Source organism: Flavobacterium sp. NRK1 (assembly GCF_024054175.1).
Taxonomy (GTDB): domain Bacteria; phylum Bacteroidota; class Bacteroidia; order Flavobacteriales; family Flavobacteriaceae; genus Flavobacterium.
The window spans coordinates 1,486,619-1,503,990 of sequence record NZ_JAMXLA010000001.1; the positions used below are offsets into that span (position 1 = coordinate 1,486,619).

Below are 17,372 nucleotides of genomic sequence, written 5' to 3' on the forward strand. Positions count from 1 at the left end.
TTTTTTTAGATTAGAAATAACGTGGTGAACGTGATACTTTTTTAGGGAAGTTCAAATCAAACAACAATATGATCTCGTGAGATGCAGGTGTTGTTACATTAAGGTCTGATACAATGTGGTCATAAGCATAACCTAATCTCAGGTTAGGAGTTATAGCATAGTTTACCATACCGCCAAAGCTGTCATCAAGCCTGTAGGTAGCTCCTATCTCAAAGCGTTCAAAGAATAAAAAGTTAAGTGATCCGTCTATAGATGGGGATACACCAAATGCCGACTTAACCATGAATGATGGTTTCATCTTCAGGTTGTCGTTAAGCTGGAATACATATCCACCGGTAATAAAATAGTGTGATTCCTCTGATCCGAATTTTTGAGTTCCATTTTGATAATCAAGGTGCTTGCTTTTCAGCATATTCGGTACAGATGCTGCAAAATAGTACTTATTGGTATAGTAGAAAAATCCTGCTCCAATGTTGAAAAACGTATTATTTACGTTAGAAGAGAAGGCAGGGTCGCCTGGTGCTGGTACGTGGCCATCTCCAATATCGCTGTATAAGCCAACATTATGAAAAGTAGCACCGGCTTTTAAACCAAGAGCTAAACGGTGTTCGCCACCAAGGTTTAGTGTGTATGAGAAATCCGCATAGGCGTTAGTCTCTTCTACAGGCCCTATCTTATCATTGATAACCGATAATCCCAAACCTACATTCTTACCTACAGGACTGCTCCCTGAAAAGGTCATGGTAGTTGGGGAATCTTCGATATCTACCCATTGCTTACGGTATAGCAATCCAAAAGAAAGGTTTTCTTTTGAACCTGCATAAGCAGGGTGAATAACATTCATGTTATACATGTACTGTGTGTAGTGTGGGTCCTGCTGTGCCGAAGCATCTGCAAGGCCGCCAAGAGCCAATAATGCTGCAAGGTAAAGTTTCTTCATTTGGTTTGTTTAGTTTAAGTTAGGGATAGAGCCAAAATAGTATTGCTGCCAGGTTATCAAGTAACAGCAATAATTAATAAGACTTATTTTGGTGTAAAAGGTTTAACGAATAGTTAAATTTTAACTATTTTAAATTTAAGCTTAATGCCTGTTATACAAGGCAATTGCTTATTTAGAAGTTAAATCTTACAGATTATCAGAGTGCGGAAAGATAGTCAAACAGCAAAGTGTTTTCAGGCAGATCCATCTTTGCTGCAATACGCTCTTTTCGTTTGCGGCATGCCTCGGCAGTAATATTTAACATAGATGCAATTTCTTTAGTACTAAGATTCATATATATGTATGAAAGAAATCGGATATCGTTTGCAGTCAGGGCAGGGTGTAGTGTTTTAAGCTGTGATATGAAGCCGTGATTTACTTCTTCAAAATGGGTAATAAAAGTGTCCCATTCATCATCTGTTTTAAGATGTGCTTTCAGTGTTTTTATCTGATCCGAAAGAGAATGGTTTTTAGACAGATCTGTAATTTGCGAAAGAGATGTTATTATTTCTTCAATGAGTTCATTTCTTCCTGAAAGGTATAATGCTTTTGCCGATAATTTCCTGTTACGGGCTTCTATCTCATTTTTAAGGCGTTCCTGTTCAAGCAGCGCATTAGCTTCTTTTTCATTTATTTGTTTTTCAAGCAGCAGATTTTCTGTTTTTTCCTGTTCAAGCTCAAGGGCAATTACTTTTTCATTGCGTTCGGCAATAAGTTTCTTTTGTTTATGCTTTAATATTATACTTCGCAGTAAAAGGCCAATAATTGTTATTATAGCAATTATAAAAGCAATGATAGCATAAAATACCCTGCGTTCTGTAGCAAGTTTTTCCTCTTTTAAAGCTATTTGGTTTTTATAATTTTGTATTTCAAATTTTACCCTGTTGTTTTCAAAAAGTCTTCCGTTTTTTCCTTCATTAACCTGTTGTTCAGCCTTTAATACAGAATCTTTATACTGCAGGGCAAGATTAAACTCATTTTTATAAGCATATATTTGAGATAGAAAATTAAATACTATTTTCCTGGTGTCGGGGCTTTTATTAACTTCCAGTAGTTTTTTTGCATTAGCTTCAGCAAGTTTATAGTTACCTTCTTTAAGATATCCCTCTATTATTATGAGCGAAAGCTGTGTACCTATATTATTAAAACCAAGATCTTTAGCAGATTTGTACAGGCTTTGAGCTTTTTCTCTTGCCTGTTGTGCATTACCTGTAAGTAAATCATTTTGAGCAAGAGTGATTAATCCTAAAGTGTATAAATTGGCATCTTTTTTTAGGTAAGGGAGCGATTCAAGTATGTATTTTTTTGCTTCTGCTGTCTTTCCTCTTTCATTTGCCATGCTGCCAAGATTCATCGCATACAGGCCTATTTTTAAATTGTCTTTATGCTCTTTTGCAATATCATAGGCTTTCTTAAAATATTCATGTGCTTTTTCAGGATTATTTTCTTTGGTATATAAAATAGCAATATTATTAAGTACCACCATTTCATACTTAGGGTCCAGATGTTTTAATGCTATGTTATAGCTTTCAAGATAATAGTTTAGTGCCTCTCCATAATCAAGCATTTCATAGTAGTTGGCCCCAATATTATTGTTAGCAAGGAATTGCTGTTTATACCAGCGGTTTTTTTCGGCAAGGGTACGTGCCCTCGTTAGAAACTCTAATGACTTTATATGGTCTTTTTTCCACATAGCATCAATGCCTTTTACTATAAGCGAATCGCATTGAGCCGGGTTGTTAGCGTATGCTGTTGTTATTTGCATAAAAAAGCAAAGCACCAGTAGATAAAATGCCTGCAGGTATTTTTTATGTAAATGTTTCTTCATTATAAATTACACTAATCTAAAATCAAATATAAGTAATACGAAGTAAAAAGGCTTTTCCTTGATGTAGGAAAAGCCTTTTGTACTATTTTTTTATTATTTATGCTTTTTTGCCTGAAGCTTCAAGGTTTCTTTCAATCTTATGTCCGGGTCTTGACCATTTTGGTTTTTCGCCAAGTGGAGCATACTCAGAGTCTTCTGCTTCTACGGTTTTAGGCTGTGATACTTTTGTAAATGGTTTTTGTGGAATAAGTCCTAATGTTTCAAACATTTTCATGTCTTCATTAACATCGGGGTTAGGTGTTGTAAGCAATTTATCACCTGCAAATATTGAATTGGCACCTGCAAAGAAACACATTGCCTGACCTTCGCGGCTCATTTGCGTGCGCCCTGCAGAAAGCCTTACCTGAGTATCCGGCATTACAATACGTGTAGTAGCAACCATACGTATCATTTCCCATATTTCAACAGGTTTTTCATTTTCCATAGGTGTACCTTCTACAGCAACAAGTGCATTAATAGGCACAGATTCAGGTTGCGGATTAAGTGAGGCCAGTGCAACAAGCATACCTGCTCTGTCTTCAATACTTTCACCCATACCTATAATACCGCCACTACATACAGTAACATTGGTTTTTCTTACGTTTTCAATAGTTTGTAAACGGTCTTCAAAACCACGTGTAGAAATTACTTCTTTATAATACTCTTCTGAAGTGTCAAGATTATGATTGTATGCATACAGGCCTGCTTCAGCAAGTCGTTTGGCCTGGTTTTCTGTAATCATACCTAAAGTACAACATACCTCCATATCCAGTTTGTTAATGGTTCGCACCATTTCTAACACCTGGTCAAACTCGGGGCCGTCTTTTACGTTTCTCCATGCAGCACCCATGCAAACACGCGATGATCCGCTTGATTTTGCACGTAAAGCCTGCGCTTTAACCTGAGATACGCTCATAAGGTCGTTGCCTTCAACACCTGTATGATAACGGGCAGCCTGAGGACAGTAACCACAGTCTTCAGGGCATCCGCCGGTTTTTATAGATAGTAATGTTGAAACCTGCACCACATTTGGGTCATGGTTTACTCTGTGTACCGATGCCGCTTCAAACAGAAGGTCCATCATCGGTTTATTATATAAGGCTATAATTTCTTCTTTAGTCCAGTCGTGCCTTTTTGTAGTCATAACAGTATTTTAATATTGCTTCAAAAGTAGCAAATTCCTGTTATGTACAGAAATATCTGCAATAAAGATTAATGTTGATTATGTGCTACGTCATCTACTCTGTTGATTTTTTCAACTTTATCTTTCCAGTATTGCATAAGTGCAAAAGATACAATTGCCGATGCTGCAACACCTTCAACAGTTAAACCTATGCAAAACTGATATAATGAAGGTTCTCCGCCGCCAAAAATATAGCTTTGTTCAAATCTGTTCAGGTATTCATTTCCCCCTTTATATTCTATATAGCCAATAAAACTCAAAATTCCCAAAGCAAGGCTTATAATTGCAGTAAATATACCTGACATTAGGTTTGTAAAATATCCGTTTATGTGATCTTCATAGTTAGATTTGATAGTTTTATTTACCCCGTAAATAACAAAGATAAAGTTTACTAGCCTAAGGTAAACCTGGTCAGACCAGCCTACCATTTCCATTAAAAGGAAAAACAATGCAATGCCCAAATAAATAATAAAACCGTTGATTGCTATTCTTGAAAAGTTCATAGTTTTTGTTGTTTTGTGTTTATATTCAGTTAATAGACTGCTTAACAATATATTATTTAAACACACCCTGAAAAAATTGCCGGCAATAGATGTATTTATACCCGAATTTAGTCATAAAACGGGATATAGCTATGGAGATTAATAAAAATTTAATAAAAGAATTATGATTAAATACGGGAAGTATTTATTTTTTTGAAGTTTGCTTATTATCAGTTAATAATACCCATTCATTATGAAAAAAATAATCCCACTTGGCTGATGCCAGATCGGTCTCAGGATTAATGAGCGTTTTATATGCACCTTTGTTTATAGATACTTTTGTGTCTGCATATATTTCAACATCCTTACCCAGTTCTTTAAAGTGCCTTTTTAAATATTGTGCGGTCTGCCAAATCATATCAGGTCTTGTTTCCATGTTGTGTATTTGCTTAGGAGTAAATACCGATCTGAAATTGAACATTTCCTCTTCACCTGTTTTTTTGTCAATAATTTTAAAGTGTGTATAGCCGCTGCGCATACGCAGCATCATTCTCCAGCTCAGGCGATGCCCTTCTTCTGTCCACAATACATCACCTTTAATTAAATGATGCCTTAAAGGCAGTAATAGCTGAATTATAAGATAGGGTAAAAAAAAATAATGCAATATATTTTTCCCCTCATTTGTTGGCTGTCCGGCAGTTATGGCAACAGGCTTTTTTTTGAGAAATAATCTTCTTATTGTTTCAGGCGGATAAAAGAATACCACAAAGCTTAAAGCAAAAAACGGGAATATACCAATCTGTAGTGTTATTGAATTGAATATATGAAATATAAGTGAAGCTATAAATGCTATAGTCCTTGTTCTTTTAAACAATAGTAAAGGTACTATTGTAAGGTCAAAAACCATCCCGGAATAGGTTATGAACAAATAAAACCATTTATGTGTCATTATAGGCCTGAGTGCAGGATGTGGAACAGAATATTCCATGAGATATCGCACAAATGTACCATCCAGCCATCCCGGATATAGCTTTGCTATAGTGGCATAAAAATACACAATGCTTATCTGGGCAATCATTATCCAGGAACACCACGCCGGCATAGTTAGTTTTTGCAATGCAGGATTTAGCTTAACATCTAAAGAAGCATATTTATTAGCCGGAAGAAAAAACATTATGAGGCAAACCAATATTAAAAGGTAATAGTGGTTATTATAGGATGTTTTTTGCATAAGGTAAACCCCCGTCCAAAGAATTGTATATAAGCCCAGTGTCCAGCGGTATTTGTAACCAATTGCTACCAACAGGCCTAATATGCCCATAGCTGAAAAATAGAAATACATGCCATAGCCGGGAAGCGGTTGCAGCCATTCAAAACCAATGTGGGAAAAAGTATATGCCGGATCTATAAAATTGCTCTTAACCCAGCCGGTAAGTATAGCGCCAAATGTTTCGCAGGCCAGCAGCAAGCCAAAAAATATCCTGAAAATAATTAACGGGGCGTTATCTATTTGGAGGAACAGGCGCTGTTTCATAAGTTATGCTCTTTAAAATAAGCTAATGATTCCTGCCTGTCTATTTCAAGTTGTTGTTTTAAAGCTTCAAACGATTCAAATTTTATCTCGTCTCTAAGTCTGTGGTATATACGAACATTTACTTTTTTACCGTAAATATCCTGATTAAAGTTGTGGTAATGCACTTCAATAGTCGTTCCGGTTCCGTTTACTGTAGGGCGAGTACCTATATTCATCATGCCGTAAATGGTTTTTCCGTCTATTTCAGATGACACTACATACACACCATTTGCAGGGATAAGTTTATAATTCTCGGAAGGTTCTATATTTGCAGTAGGAAAATTTATAGTTCTGCCCAATTGTTTTCCCTTTACAACTGTTCCGTTTATAAAATAAGGGTAACCTAAAAAATTATTTGCGGTTTCTATATTGCCTTCAGTTAAAGCATTTCTTATTTTGGTAGAGCTGACGGAAATTTCGTTTACTGAAAGTGCAGATATTTTATCTACTTCAAAACCGTATTCTTCTCCAAAAAGAATAAGATCATCTATAGTTGCCGTTCGGTTACGGCCAAAACGATGGTCATGGCCTATTATTATTTTTGAGATATTAAGTTTGTCTACCAGTATGTTCTTTACAAATTCTTCAGCAGTAAGCCTTGAAAAAGCCATATCAAAGGCATGTATAATCAGGTTGTCTACCCCTTCTTTTTCAAGCAGGGTGGCCTTTTCATCTATAGTATTAAGAAGTTTTAAATCGCTATTTTGCTGCAGCACCATTCGCGGATGCGGAAAAAATGTAAGTACCACACTTTCACATCCTGAAGATCTGCTGCTTCTTATAAGTTTGTCCAGTATGCTTTTATGGCCTTTGTGCACGCCATCAAAAGTGCCTAAGGTAACAATTGTTTTTGTAGCTGAGCTGAACTCCTGTATTGAATTGTAAATTTTCAAACCTATTCTATATGTTTCGCAAATTTAACCATCTGTATTCAATTAAATTATTTCTCATTCAAAAAAATAAGGAATAATTCACAGTTTGCTTTCAAAAAGTTAAAAGCAGGCTTATTTTAAAGTTATAATTACTGATTTTGTTTTTTGTGAATCTACCAATTCGGGTAATTCTATTTGGAGCTTATTATTTTTAAAGCTAATACTGCCTTGTTCAACTTTATAAATTCCTGCTTTGCCACGACAAAAACATTGTACATTAAAAAGCATTTTTATCTTTTGAAGATCCTTTCCTGTATAATTAAATTCTTTACCCTTATCGGTTTCAAAAATTATTGTTTCGCTGTAACCGGCATCCTGTAATGTAGGGTCTGTTATTTTACGGAAGGTATATTTCACTACAGTTTTGCCTTTTATATCCTCAAGGTTATAATAAACGTGCCCCGTATCGTCTGTTTTTACCAAAATGCTTTTGTTCTCTAAAACTTCGAATAAGCAATCTGTTTTTTCCGGACACGATGTTTCTATAGTATAACTTTTTCCGGATAAAGAAGTACTTTTTTTAGCCGTGCAACCATATAATGCTATAATATAAAGAGAGAGTAAAATTGTCTTTTTCATATTATAAATGTACAAATTTTAATATCACGGCAAATTTAAAAGCAAACAAGGGTTATTAATAACTATATAAGGATGTTAAAATATTGTTATGTTGTGTAAATTATTATCTTCGTAATCTGTGAAAATTAAAATTTTATGAAAAAAAGAATACTTTTAGTTGTGGCTTTTGTCATGTTCTTAAGTGCTGGCTATGCTCAAAATGCAATCTGGACTAAAACAGACGGGCGTGATGTGTCTAAAGATAAACTTTTGGACAGAATGTCTACCCCTTCACACTACCATCTGTTTCATTTAAATCTGCAAACACTTAAGGGGCAGCTCGCAAACGCTCCTATGCGGGGCAATAAGCTTTCGTCTAAAGTTATATTACAATTCCCAAATGGTGATGGAGAACTTAAAAGCTTCAAGATTTATGAAGCACCGGTAATGCAGGGAGGTTTGGCTGCAAAATATCCTGATATGAAATCGTATGTTGGGCAGGGAGTTGAAAATCCAACTGAAATTATACGTTTCAGTATAACAATGTACGGGCTGCATAATATGATGTTTACTGATGATGGTACATCATATACAGATCCTTACACTAAAGATAAACAAATCTATATAGTATATAAAAGAGCGGCTGTAGAACCAAGGGCTTTTAGATGTGGCGTTACCGATGCTGCTCCTAAAAAGAAAAATAATCCTCAGACAACAACACTTAGTGAAACAGCTACAGATGGTGTTTTACGCACTTACCGACTGGCAATGGCCTGTACTATAGAGTATGCTGCTTTTCATATAGATGCTGCCGGCCTTAGCGGAGGTACAACTGCTGAGAAAACGGAAGCCGTGCTTGCTGCAATGAATGTTACCGTAACAAGGGTAAACAGTGTGTATGAAAGGGATTTTTCTATTTCATTACAGCTTATAGATAATAATGACCAGCTTATTTTTATTGATTCAGATAATTTTGATAATGAAAATACAGATAATGCATTGCTTGATCAAAGCCAGGATGCTATAGATAATATTGTTGGTTTTGACAGTTATGATATTGGGCATGTTGTAAGTACAGGCGGCGGCGGTGTAGCACAATTATATTCACCATGTTCTGATAGTAAAGCAAGAGGTATTACCGGTTTATATGCTCCCGTAGGAGATCCTTATGATATTGATTTTGTGGCTCACGAAATGGGACACCAGTTTGGAGGCAATCATACTTTTAATAATAGCTGTGATGGTAACCGTAATGATGGCACTGCCTATGAAACGGGTAGCGGAACCACTATTATGGCTTATGCAGGTGTTTGTTTCCCAAGTGTACAGGATCATTCAGATGCTCATTTTCATAAAAACAGTATTACTGAAATTACTGACTTCATGAAAAACTGGGGTAACTGTTCTGAAAATACTGAAACAGGAAACGCTGCACCGTATGCCGATGCGGGCTCTGATTATGTAATACCTAAGGGTACTCCTTTTATTTTGAAAGGAAATGCTACCGATGAAGATAACGACGCCATGACTTACTGCTGGGAACAAATGGATTTAGAGATTACAGTACAGCCACCGGTAGCAGATGCTGTTGAAGGCCCTAACTTCCGTTCACTGCCGCCAAAAGACAGTCCTGAAAGATACATGCCGTCACTAAGTGCTGTACTAGCCAATAATCTGGCGCCTACGTGGGAAGTAGTATCTAATGTAGCACGTACCTTTAATTTTGCTTTTACAGTAAGAGATAATAATCCGCTTGGCGGGCAGACTGCTTATGATGATATGCAGGTAACGGTATCTGGTGGAGCAGGTCCGTTTTTGGTAACCGCACCAAACACCAATGTGCTATGGCAGGCAGGAAGTAACCAAACAGTTACCTGGGATGTTGCAGGTACTACAGAAAATGGAGTAAATACAGCCTATGTAGATATTCTTTTTTCTAACGATGGCGGGCAGACTTATCCTGTTGTGCTTGCATCTAAAGTACCGAACGATGGTAGTGAAGTAATAACGGTACCTACTTCTGCCGGATCTAATAAAAGAATAATGGTTAGAGCTTATGGCAATATTTTTTATGACCTTTCCAATACTAACTTCACGGTTACAGCTGCTTCTGCAACTATAGCTATAGCTGTTGATGGTGAACAAAATAAAAATGGATGTAAAGACGGCGAAGTTAATTATTCATTGTTCTATCAGGCATTAGCAGGTTTTACAGGGGAAACTACTTTTTCTGCAACGGGTAATCCGGAAGGAAGCACGATAAGTTTCGATCAGGAAACTATGAATACTACAGGTGTTGTAACTTTAACTATTTCGGTGCCGGATGCTGTTGAAGCAGGGTTTTATGCTATGACTGTTACGGCTACATCCGGAGATGTCACTAAAACAGCTAACTTATATCTTAATGTGATAGATACTAATTTTGGCACTGTAATTCTTACTTCTCCTGCCAATGGCGCAGAGCAGATTGTGAACAGGGTTAAACTTATGTGGGAAAATGTTGCAGGTGCAACAGCTTATGAGGTTGAAGTTGCTGCAGATGACACTTTTGAAAATATAATTGAGGAGCAGACTGTAATGACTAATAATTTGGTAGTTACACTTAATGAGCTTTCAGATTATTACTGGAGAGTAAAACCGATAAATGAAACATGCTCAGGAGCTACAAGTGAATCATTTATGTTTAGAACCGGGGAAACCACATGTGCAGAATCTGTTTCTGCTAATGTACCTGTTACTATATCTGATTCTTCTTCTGTAACAGTAAATTCTACATTAACTATCACAGGTACAGAACCAATAAGCAGATTGACTGTAGATTTGGAAATCAATCATACGTGGGTAAGTGATCTTACAGTAGTACTTAAAAGCCCAACAGGTACGCAGGCTACACTTTTCCAGAATGTTTGCCCGCAATCTATAGATGTTGATGCTGTTTTTGATGATTACGGAACAGCATTGGTATGCGGTTCTACTCCGGCTATATCGGGAATGGTTATTCCGTTAGAAGCACTATCTGTATTTAATGGAGAATCTCCTGAAGGTGTCTGGACGCTTACAATTAATGATAATTTTGAACAGGACGGAGGTCAGCTTGCCAGCTGGTCACTAAATATATGCAATACTTATGAGCCGGAAGTAGCAGGATTACAGAGCGCTGTTTTTGCAGGTCTTAGTATATATCCTAATCCTAACAAAGGCGATTTTACCATTAGGTTTACCTCAGCGACAGGTAATGACATTAAAGTTTCGGTTTACGACATGAGGGGCAGGCAGTTACTTGATAAAGCATTTGCTAATACGGGACTTATAGAACAGTCCTTGTCTTTAGGAAATGTTCAGTCAGGTGTTTACCTGGTAAATATTCAGGACGGAGAAAGTATAGTTACCAAAAAGATTATTATACAATAATGAAAGGATGATAAGAATTTTTCCAGGTTATGAAAATAAGCAAAACAGTAACAATTATATTATTGCAAATAGCATTTCATTCCTTTGGACAATCTGTGCGGATTGATACTTTATTACTTCCGCGCATAGAAAAATCCACATCTAATTCTAACCCGTTTAAATTTCCTGAAATTAGAACAGGGAATCAAAACATTGATAAAAAAATAAATGCACAGTTAAGGAGAGATTATTTCAGCGATGGTAATGGAGGTTTAAAACCTGAGTCAGAATGGGTAGATGAAAGCCTATTCTATATTGATTTTGCAGTTACATTCAATAAAAAAGGTGTTTTATCTCTAAATATCAGTATGGAAAGCTGTGGGGCATATTGTACTAATTGGACAAATTATTATAATTATTCAACTCTCACAGGAGAGCAATTAAGTATAAATGATATTATTGATTTTTCGGATAATTTTAAACACAGGATAATTAATGATAAGGATCTTCAGTTTTTAAAACAAAAGGAAGAATTGGAAGTGATGAGGCATGATACACATTCGGGACTTGACGAAGAAAGTTTCAAATGGGCGCTGGAGAATTATCAAAATTGCCAAGAATCATTTGAAATTAATGAATTTGCTTTATACAATGATTATTTGCAGATAATATATGAATGTCATTTGCCACGAATGATTCAGAACCTTAATCCGGTTATAGTATTAAAATACAAATTTGAGGATCTTAAAAACTTAAAAATAGAACCCTAAAGTTGTGGTTCTTTAATATAGTTGCCAGTGTTTTTCCGTGTGAATATTCCGGGCGGAGATAGTAAAATTAACAAAGAGATTATAAAAATAAAATAGGGATGCTTTCACAGCATCCTATTTTATTTTCCGTTAAAACTACTCATTGTATTAGCAAGTCCCGAGAGCACGAACGATTTTACTGCTTCAGCTGATGTATCAAGCCTTTCAGATAGTTTTGTTTTTTCTTCTTCATTCCATTCTCCCAGTACGTAATCTACCTGTTTGCCTTTTTTAAATTCATCGCTAATGCCAAATCTAAAACGAGGATAATCGGCAGTATTAAGTAGCTGTTGTGTACTTTTAAGTCCGTTATGTCCGCCGTCGCTGCCTTTTGCCTTTATGCGAATGGTGCCAAAAGGAAGGTTAAGGTCGTCGGTAATAACCAAAAGATTTTCCAAAGGTATGTTTTCCTTATCCAGCCAGTATTTAATAGCCTTTCCGCTAAGGTTCATGTAGGTATTTGGTTTAAGTAAAAACAAAGTTCTGCCTTTAATCTTAACTTCCGCCATAGCACCTAGTTTTGCAGTTTCAAAAGAACTGCCTTCCTGCTGTGCAATCCTGTCTACTACCTTAAAACCTATATTATGGCGTGTATTTACATATTCTGCACCTATATTACCAAGGCCTACAATAAGGTATTTTTTCATTGGGTCTGTAATTTCTTGATTTCCTTTTTTATTAAAAAGTGAGGTTAACCATTTCATGAGTGCAAAAGTAATATTATTTGTTTGATTTGGTAATCTCAAAATCTATTGCAATAAAAAAGCGTCCCTTTTGAGGACGCTTTTGGTATATGAGAAAATAATGAATTATTTTTTCTTTCCTTTTGCAGGAGCTTTTGCAGCTTTTGCAGCTTCCTGAGCAGCTTTCATAGCAGCACGTGAAATTCTTACCTGTGCAACAACAGTGTTGTCCGGGTGAAGTAATTTGTAGTTTTCAGCAGGAAGTTTAGTAACATAAAGTTTGTTACCCATTTCAAGCTCAGTAATGTCTGCTTCAACAAAGTCAGGCAGGTTTGCAGGTAAAGCTCTAACTTTAAGTTTACGTTGGTTAAGACGTAAAACACCACCTGCCATTACACCTTTAGAGTTACCTGTAACTTTAACAGGAACTTCCATAGTGATTTCTTTTTCTGCATTTAGCTCATAGAAATCGATGTGTAAAATTCTGTCAGATACCGGGTGAAACTGGATATCCTGAAGGATAGCGTTGTAAGTTTTACCGGCAAGGTCAATTACTACAGTGTGTACGTTTGGAGTGTAAACTAAGCCTTTAAAAGCTTTTTCTTCTGCAGTAAAATGTACTGGCTGATCTCCTCCGTATAACACGCAAGGTACCATTCCAGCATTACGTGCCGCACGCGTTGCCGCCTTACCCACGCTTTCTCTTTCAGATCCTTTGATCGTAATTGATTTCATTTGAAATAATTATATAGTTAATAAAAAATAAATTACATTATAAACTTCCCGCTTATGGAAGTGTTGTTTTGTACCATGTGCATTACATCTGCAAACAGGTCTGCACAGGTTACAACCCTAATTTTAGAGGTTGATTTTTTAAGAGGTATGCTGTCTGTAACAATAAGTTCTGTAAGCTTAGAGTTTTCGATTTTCTCGTAAGCATCGCCAGAAAGTATAGCATGTGTGCATATTGCCCTAACGCTTAATGCACCTCTTTCTATCATAAGGTCGGCAGCTTTTGCAAGTGTTCCTCCCGTATCTATCATATCATCTACAAGAATAATGTTCTTACCGGTTACTTCACCAATAAGCTCCATTGTCTCAATCTTGTTAGCTTCTTTACGCTGCTTGTAGCAAATAACTACATCAGACCCTAAAAATTTAGAGTAAGCATATGCTCTTTTAGAGCCACCCATATCCGGAGAAGCTATAGTAAGATTCTCAAGGTTAAGGCTCTTAACATAAGGTAAGAAAATAGTAGAAGCAAATAAATGGTCTACCGGTTTTTCAAAGAAGCCCTGTATTTGGTCTGCGTGCAGGTCCATAGTCATAATTCTTGTTGCGCCGGCTGCTTCAAGCAGTTTAGCTACAAGTTTAGCTCCTATAGGTACCCTTGGCTTATCTTTCCTGTCCTGTCTTGCCCATCCGAAGTAAGGTATTACTGCGGTAATGTGCCTGGCAGAAGCCCTTTTTGCAGCATCTATCATAAGCAGCAGTTCCATTAGGTTGTCTGATGTTGGAAAAGTAGAGCACACAAGGAAAACTCTTAACCCTCTGATAGATTCTTCAAATGAAGGCTGAAATTCGCCGTCACTATATGTTGAGAACGTAACTTTACCCAGTTCCGTGCCATAGCTTTTGGCTATTTTTTCGGCCAGGTACACACTTTGAGAACATGCAAATATTTTTGCTTCGGGCTCGTTGTATGACATTTTAAATTGTTGTTTTGTAGTTAGTTAGTCTTTAGACCTATATACGAGGGTGCAAATTTAGGAATTTAATTGGACTCTAAAAGGAAATTGTAATCTATTTTTACTGAAATTAAATATTTATTTTTACATTTGCACCCACAAAATGACAGTATCGCTGGTTACTACGAGAACATTTTGTTGAAATTGATATTCCGATCAATAAGCCTGGATGGCGGAATTGGTAGACGCGCACGACTCAAACTCGTGTACTTAGGTGTGTGGGTTCGATTCCCACTCCAGGTACTAAACCTCTCAGAAATGGGAGGTTTTTTTTATTTTTTTTAATCTTCGGAACCACAATCCGAAGGTTAAAAAGTGCCATTAAAATTTAAAGCTTAAATTATATATAAAAAAAGGAGCTGTCGTAAAATACAGCCCCTTTATAATAATTGATTGTTGGTTTGTGGTGATCACAAATGTAAAACATGCGGGTATGCAAAAACCAGGTAAAAATACCTGATTTTATAACTGAAGGCATTTTTTAACAAAAGGTGTCTTAAACATTCCTTAATCCATGCTTAACACCATCATTTGCCAGTAGCTATAAGTTTGCAGATATTATGTAAATGCAAATGAGTATTAAGTGGCCGGTTTCTATATTGTATAGTGTTGTGTGGGCGATAAAACCGGAGCTTACAAACTACTGAAAAACAATAATAGTTAGGGTAATTTTGTTTTTTGAAAATGGGAAGGGTCAGCATAATGCCGACCATTTTCTTATTTTGATAAACTTTTAAAAACATTATATTTTTAGTTATTAAAAGCGGTTTCCATTTTTGTGTATATAGCCTCAAGGCAAAGATTATTAATACTGCCTTCATGCGTATGTTTTGTGGCTTTTGGCGAAGTAAAAGTGTTGTTTTCTACCTGCTCACCCACAATTTTATAAGCATCTCTAAACGGTACTCCGTTACTTACTAATTCATTAAGAGCATCTACAGTAAACAAATAATCATACTTTTTATCTTCAAGTATATTTTCATTCGGCTGTACCTCTTTAATACTGAAAGTTAACATCTCCAGGCATGATTTAAGGGTTTGTACGGCAGGAAATAAACCTTCTTTCAGTAACTGAAAATCGCGGTGGTAACCACTTGGTAAATTATTGGTTAGTAAGGTTAGCTCATAGGGTAATGCCTGTATCTTATTGCATTTTCCACGCACTAGCTCAAAAATATCCGGATTTTTTTTATGTGGCATAATACTACTGCCGGTAGTAAGGTGTTGAGGTAGCGTAATAAAGCTGAAGTTCTGGCTTAGGTAAAGACAAATATCCATTGCCAGCTTAGATAATGTTCCGGCTACAGATGCCATGGCAAAAGCTGTTGTCTTTTCCGCTTTTCCACGGCTCATTTGTGCAGCTACAGAATTGTATTTTAAAGTTTCAAACCCTAATTCTTCGGTAGTAAATGTTCTGTCTATAGGAAAAGAGCTGCCATAGCCTGCCGCAGAACCTAGTGGGTTTTGGTCGGCTATTGTAAGGGCTGCATTTAGCATAGTAACATCGTCTATCAGGCTTTCGGCATACGCCGAGAACCACATACCAAATGATGATGGCATGGCCACCTGTAAATGGGTATAACCCGGTAAAAGTATGTGCTCATATTGCGCTGCTTTTCGCATTAACAAATCAAAAAGCTCTTTGGTTTGCTGTTTAATAACAGTCAGTTCAGTTTTCAGGAATAAATGTACATCTACTAAAACCTGATCGTTTCTTGATCGGGCAGTATGTATTTTTTTACCTGTATCGCCCAGTTTTTCTATAAGCAGGTATTCTACTTTGCTATGTACATCTTCAAAAGACTGTTCTATTATAAAATCACCTTTTTTAATATCGGTAAGTATATCTTCAAGTGCCATAACAATATCGTCTGCTTCATCTGTGGTAAGCAAACCTGTTTTAGCCAGCATTTTTGCATGAGCCATAGATCCGACTACATCATATTCTGCGAGCAGCAAATCAAGTTCTCTGTCATTGCCAACGGTAAATGCGTCGGTTTTTATATCAGTTGGTATCCCTTTTTCCCAAAGTTTCATGGTTTATTGTTTAAGTCGGAAGCCTTTGCTTCCGGTTATATGTTTTGGTTAAGAAATTTAGAGAGTATAGCTATATACAAACGTATTCCTTCTTCAATTTCATTTATATAAATAAATTCGTCAGCGGTATGAGAGCGTGGCGAACTGCCCGGGCCCAGTTTTAATGACTGACAATACAGCACCGACTGATCTGAAAGCGTAGGCGATCCGTAGGTCGCTCTGCCCAATTCAATTCCAGCAAGTACTATAGGGTGATTCTTATCTATTGATGAAGAATTTAAGTGCAGTGACCGTGCTTTTACCAGTGCTTTTCCGGCTAATTCTTTTTGTATAATCTCTAACACTTCAGCATTAGTATAACAGTCATTAACCCTTACATCTACCATTAGCTGGCATTCAGCAGGAACTACATTGTGTTGTTTTCCGGCAGAAATACCCGTAACTGTCATTTTCATAGGCCCTAAAACTTCAGATGTTTTTTCAAATATGTAATCCCTAAACCACTCTATTACATTTAAAGCGTTGTATATAGATACATTATCGTTAGGATGTGCGGCATGACCCGGTGTGCCTTCTACAACAACATCAAGTACAAGTAAACCTTTTTCGGCAATGGCAAGCTGCATTTCTGTAGGTTCGCCTACAATGGCACAGTCCAGATTTGGTAAATGTTTCAGTACACTATTAAGTCCGTTAGGTCCACTGCTTTCTTCTTCGGCAGAAGCTACAATTACTATATTGTAAGGCAGGTTTTCTGCTTCATAAAAATGCGTAAATGCAGCAATAAGCGATACTAAGCATCCTCCTGCATCATTACTGCCCAGTCCAAATAATTTTCCGTCTTTAACTAAAGGCTCAAAAGGATTTAAAGTATAACCCTGATTAGGTTTTACAGTATCATGGTGTGAGTTGAGCAGCAGAGTGGGCAGGGCTTCATTATAATTCTTATTAAAAGCCCAGATATTATTATTTTCCCGCTTAAAAGGTATATTGTTAGCCGTAAACCAGGCTTCTATAAGCAATGCTGTTTTTTCTTCTTCCGATGAAAAAGAAGGTGTTGCAATAAGTTGCTTTAGTAGTGCAATAGCTTCCTGTGTTAGTGTCTGTATGGTTTTAATGGCCATAATTGTA

At 36.6% G+C, this 17,372-nt stretch carries 14 protein-coding genes and 1 tRNA gene; 3 read left to right on the forward strand and 12 right to left on the reverse strand.

What is annotated here, in order from left to right:
• Positions 1-10: 10 nt before the first annotated feature.
• The 7 genes from NHE85_RS07025 to NHE85_RS07055 form a co-directional block, all read right to left on the reverse strand.
• Positions 11-940, reverse strand: a complete 930-nt coding sequence (locus tag NHE85_RS07025; RefSeq protein ID WP_252811044.1) for a type IX secretion system membrane protein PorP/SprF — start codon at positions 938-940, stop codon at positions 11-13.
• A gap of 196 nt (positions 941-1,136) precedes the next feature.
• Positions 1,137-2,807 (reverse strand): tetratricopeptide repeat protein, encoded by a 1,671-nt coding sequence (locus NHE85_RS07030; protein WP_252811046.1) that lies wholly within the window; start codon positions 2,805-2,807, stop codon positions 1,137-1,139.
• 97 nt (positions 2,808-2,904) lie between these two features.
• Positions 2,905-3,990 (reverse strand): biotin synthase BioB, encoded by a 1,086-nt coding sequence (gene bioB, locus NHE85_RS07035; RefSeq protein WP_252811048.1) that lies wholly within the window; start codon positions 3,988-3,990, stop codon positions 2,905-2,907.
• Positions 3,991-4,058: 68 nt separating this feature from the next.
• On the reverse strand, positions 4,059-4,532 hold the full coding sequence (locus NHE85_RS07040; RefSeq protein ID WP_252811049.1) for a hypothetical protein: 474 nt from the start codon (positions 4,530-4,532) through the stop codon (positions 4,059-4,061).
• 184 nt (positions 4,533-4,716) lie between these two features.
• Positions 4,717-6,045, reverse strand: a complete 1,329-nt coding sequence (locus NHE85_RS07045; protein WP_252811051.1) for an HTTM domain-containing protein — start codon at positions 6,043-6,045, stop codon at positions 4,717-4,719.
• Positions 6,042-6,977, reverse strand: a complete 936-nt coding sequence (locus NHE85_RS07050) for a bifunctional riboflavin kinase/FAD synthetase (RefSeq protein ID WP_252811052.1) — start codon at positions 6,975-6,977, stop codon at positions 6,042-6,044. Before NHE85_RS07050 ends, NHE85_RS07045 begins: the two co-directional genes overlap by 4 nt.
• A gap of 111 nt (positions 6,978-7,088) precedes the next feature.
• Positions 7,089-7,595, reverse strand: a complete 507-nt coding sequence (locus NHE85_RS07055; protein WP_252811055.1) for a hypothetical protein — start codon at positions 7,593-7,595, stop codon at positions 7,089-7,091.
• A 135-nt stretch (positions 7,596-7,730) separates the two neighbouring features.
• On the opposite strand from NHE85_RS07055, the gene NHE85_RS07060 reads away from it, so the two are divergent.
• Both NHE85_RS07060 and NHE85_RS07065 read left to right on the forward strand, forming a co-directional pair.
• Complete coding sequence (locus NHE85_RS07060; protein WP_252811057.1) at positions 7,731-10,985, forward strand: reprolysin-like metallopeptidase; 3,255 nt, start codon at positions 7,731-7,733, stop codon at positions 10,983-10,985.
• A gap of 29 nt (positions 10,986-11,014) precedes the next feature.
• Complete coding sequence (locus tag NHE85_RS07065) at positions 11,015-11,734, forward strand: hypothetical protein (protein WP_252811059.1); 720 nt, start codon at positions 11,015-11,017, stop codon at positions 11,732-11,734.
• 119 nt (positions 11,735-11,853) lie between these two features.
• Here the strand turns inward: NHE85_RS07065 and pth are convergent, their stop codons facing one another.
• The 3 genes from pth to NHE85_RS07080 form a co-directional block, all read right to left on the reverse strand.
• Positions 11,854-12,477 carry an aminoacyl-tRNA hydrolase gene (gene pth / locus NHE85_RS07070; protein WP_252811061.1) on the reverse strand — a complete coding sequence of 208 codons (624 nt, stop codon included), beginning with the start codon at positions 12,475-12,477 and terminating at the stop codon, positions 11,854-11,856.
• A gap of 105 nt (positions 12,478-12,582) precedes the next feature.
• Positions 12,583-13,191, reverse strand: coding sequence for a 50S ribosomal protein L25/general stress protein Ctc (locus NHE85_RS07075; RefSeq protein WP_252811063.1), 609 nt, complete (start codon positions 13,189-13,191; stop codon positions 12,583-12,585).
• A 32-nt stretch (positions 13,192-13,223) separates the two neighbouring features.
• On the reverse strand, positions 13,224-14,165 hold the full coding sequence (locus NHE85_RS07080) for a ribose-phosphate pyrophosphokinase (protein WP_252811065.1): 942 nt from the start codon (positions 14,163-14,165) through the stop codon (positions 13,224-13,226).
• Positions 14,166-14,367: 202 nt separating this feature from the next.
• On the opposite strand from NHE85_RS07080, the gene NHE85_RS07085 reads away from it, so the two are divergent.
• Positions 14,368-14,447 (forward strand) — tRNA-Leu (locus NHE85_RS07085).
• 507 nt (positions 14,448-14,954) lie between these two features.
• On the opposite strand, the gene argH is transcribed toward NHE85_RS07085, so the two are convergent.
• Positions 14,955-16,241 (reverse strand): argininosuccinate lyase, encoded by a 1,287-nt coding sequence (gene argH, locus NHE85_RS07090; RefSeq protein ID WP_252811067.1) that lies wholly within the window; start codon positions 16,239-16,241, stop codon positions 14,955-14,957.
• Positions 16,242-16,276: 35 nt separating this feature from the next.
• On the reverse strand, positions 16,277-17,365 hold the full coding sequence (locus NHE85_RS07095) for a M20 family metallo-hydrolase (RefSeq protein ID WP_252811069.1): 1,089 nt from the start codon (positions 17,363-17,365) through the stop codon (positions 16,277-16,279).
• Positions 17,366-17,372 lie beyond the last annotated feature (7 nt).

What these genes read in the sequence shown, in the direction of transcription:
- NHE85_RS07025 (WP_252811044.1), bottom strand. Translation starts at nt 940, where the DNA reads ATGAAGAAACTTTACCTTGCAGCATTATTGGCTCTTGGCGGCCTTGCA.
- bioB (WP_252811048.1), bottom strand. Translation starts at nt 3,990, where the DNA reads ATGACTACAAAAAGGCACGACTGGACTAAAGAAGAAATTATAGCCTTA.
- argH (WP_252811067.1), bottom strand. Translation starts at nt 16,241, where the DNA reads ATGAAACTTTGGGAAAAAGGGATACCAACTGATATAAAAACCGACGCA.
- NHE85_RS07075 (WP_252811063.1), bottom strand. Translation starts at nt 13,191, where the DNA reads ATGAAATCAATTACGATCAAAGGATCTGAAAGAGAAAGCGTGGGTAAG.
- NHE85_RS07055 (WP_252811055.1), bottom strand. Translation starts at nt 7,595, where the DNA reads ATGAAAAAGACAATTTTACTCTCTCTTTATATTATAGCATTATATGGT.
- NHE85_RS07095 (WP_252811069.1), bottom strand. Translation starts at nt 17,365, where the DNA reads ATGGCCATTAAAACCATACAGACACTAACACAGGAAGCTATTGCACTA.
- NHE85_RS07045 (WP_252811051.1), bottom strand. Translation starts at nt 6,045, where the DNA reads ATGAAACAGCGCCTGTTCCTCCAAATAGATAACGCCCCGTTAATTATT.
- pth (WP_252811061.1), bottom strand. Translation starts at nt 12,477, where the DNA reads ATGAAATGGTTAACCTCACTTTTTAATAAAAAAGGAAATCAAGAAATT.
- NHE85_RS07080 (WP_252811065.1), bottom strand. Translation starts at nt 14,165, where the DNA reads ATGTCATACAACGAGCCCGAAGCAAAAATATTTGCATGTTCTCAAAGT.
- NHE85_RS07065 (WP_252811059.1), top strand. Translation starts at nt 11,015, where the DNA reads ATGAAAATAAGCAAAACAGTAACAATTATATTATTGCAAATAGCATTT.
- NHE85_RS07040 (WP_252811049.1), bottom strand. Translation starts at nt 4,532, where the DNA reads ATGAACTTTTCAAGAATAGCAATCAACGGTTTTATTATTTATTTGGGC.
- NHE85_RS07060 (WP_252811057.1), top strand. Translation starts at nt 7,731, where the DNA reads ATGAAAAAAAGAATACTTTTAGTTGTGGCTTTTGTCATGTTCTTAAGT.
- NHE85_RS07030 (WP_252811046.1), bottom strand. Translation starts at nt 2,807, where the DNA reads ATGAAGAAACATTTACATAAAAAATACCTGCAGGCATTTTATCTACTG.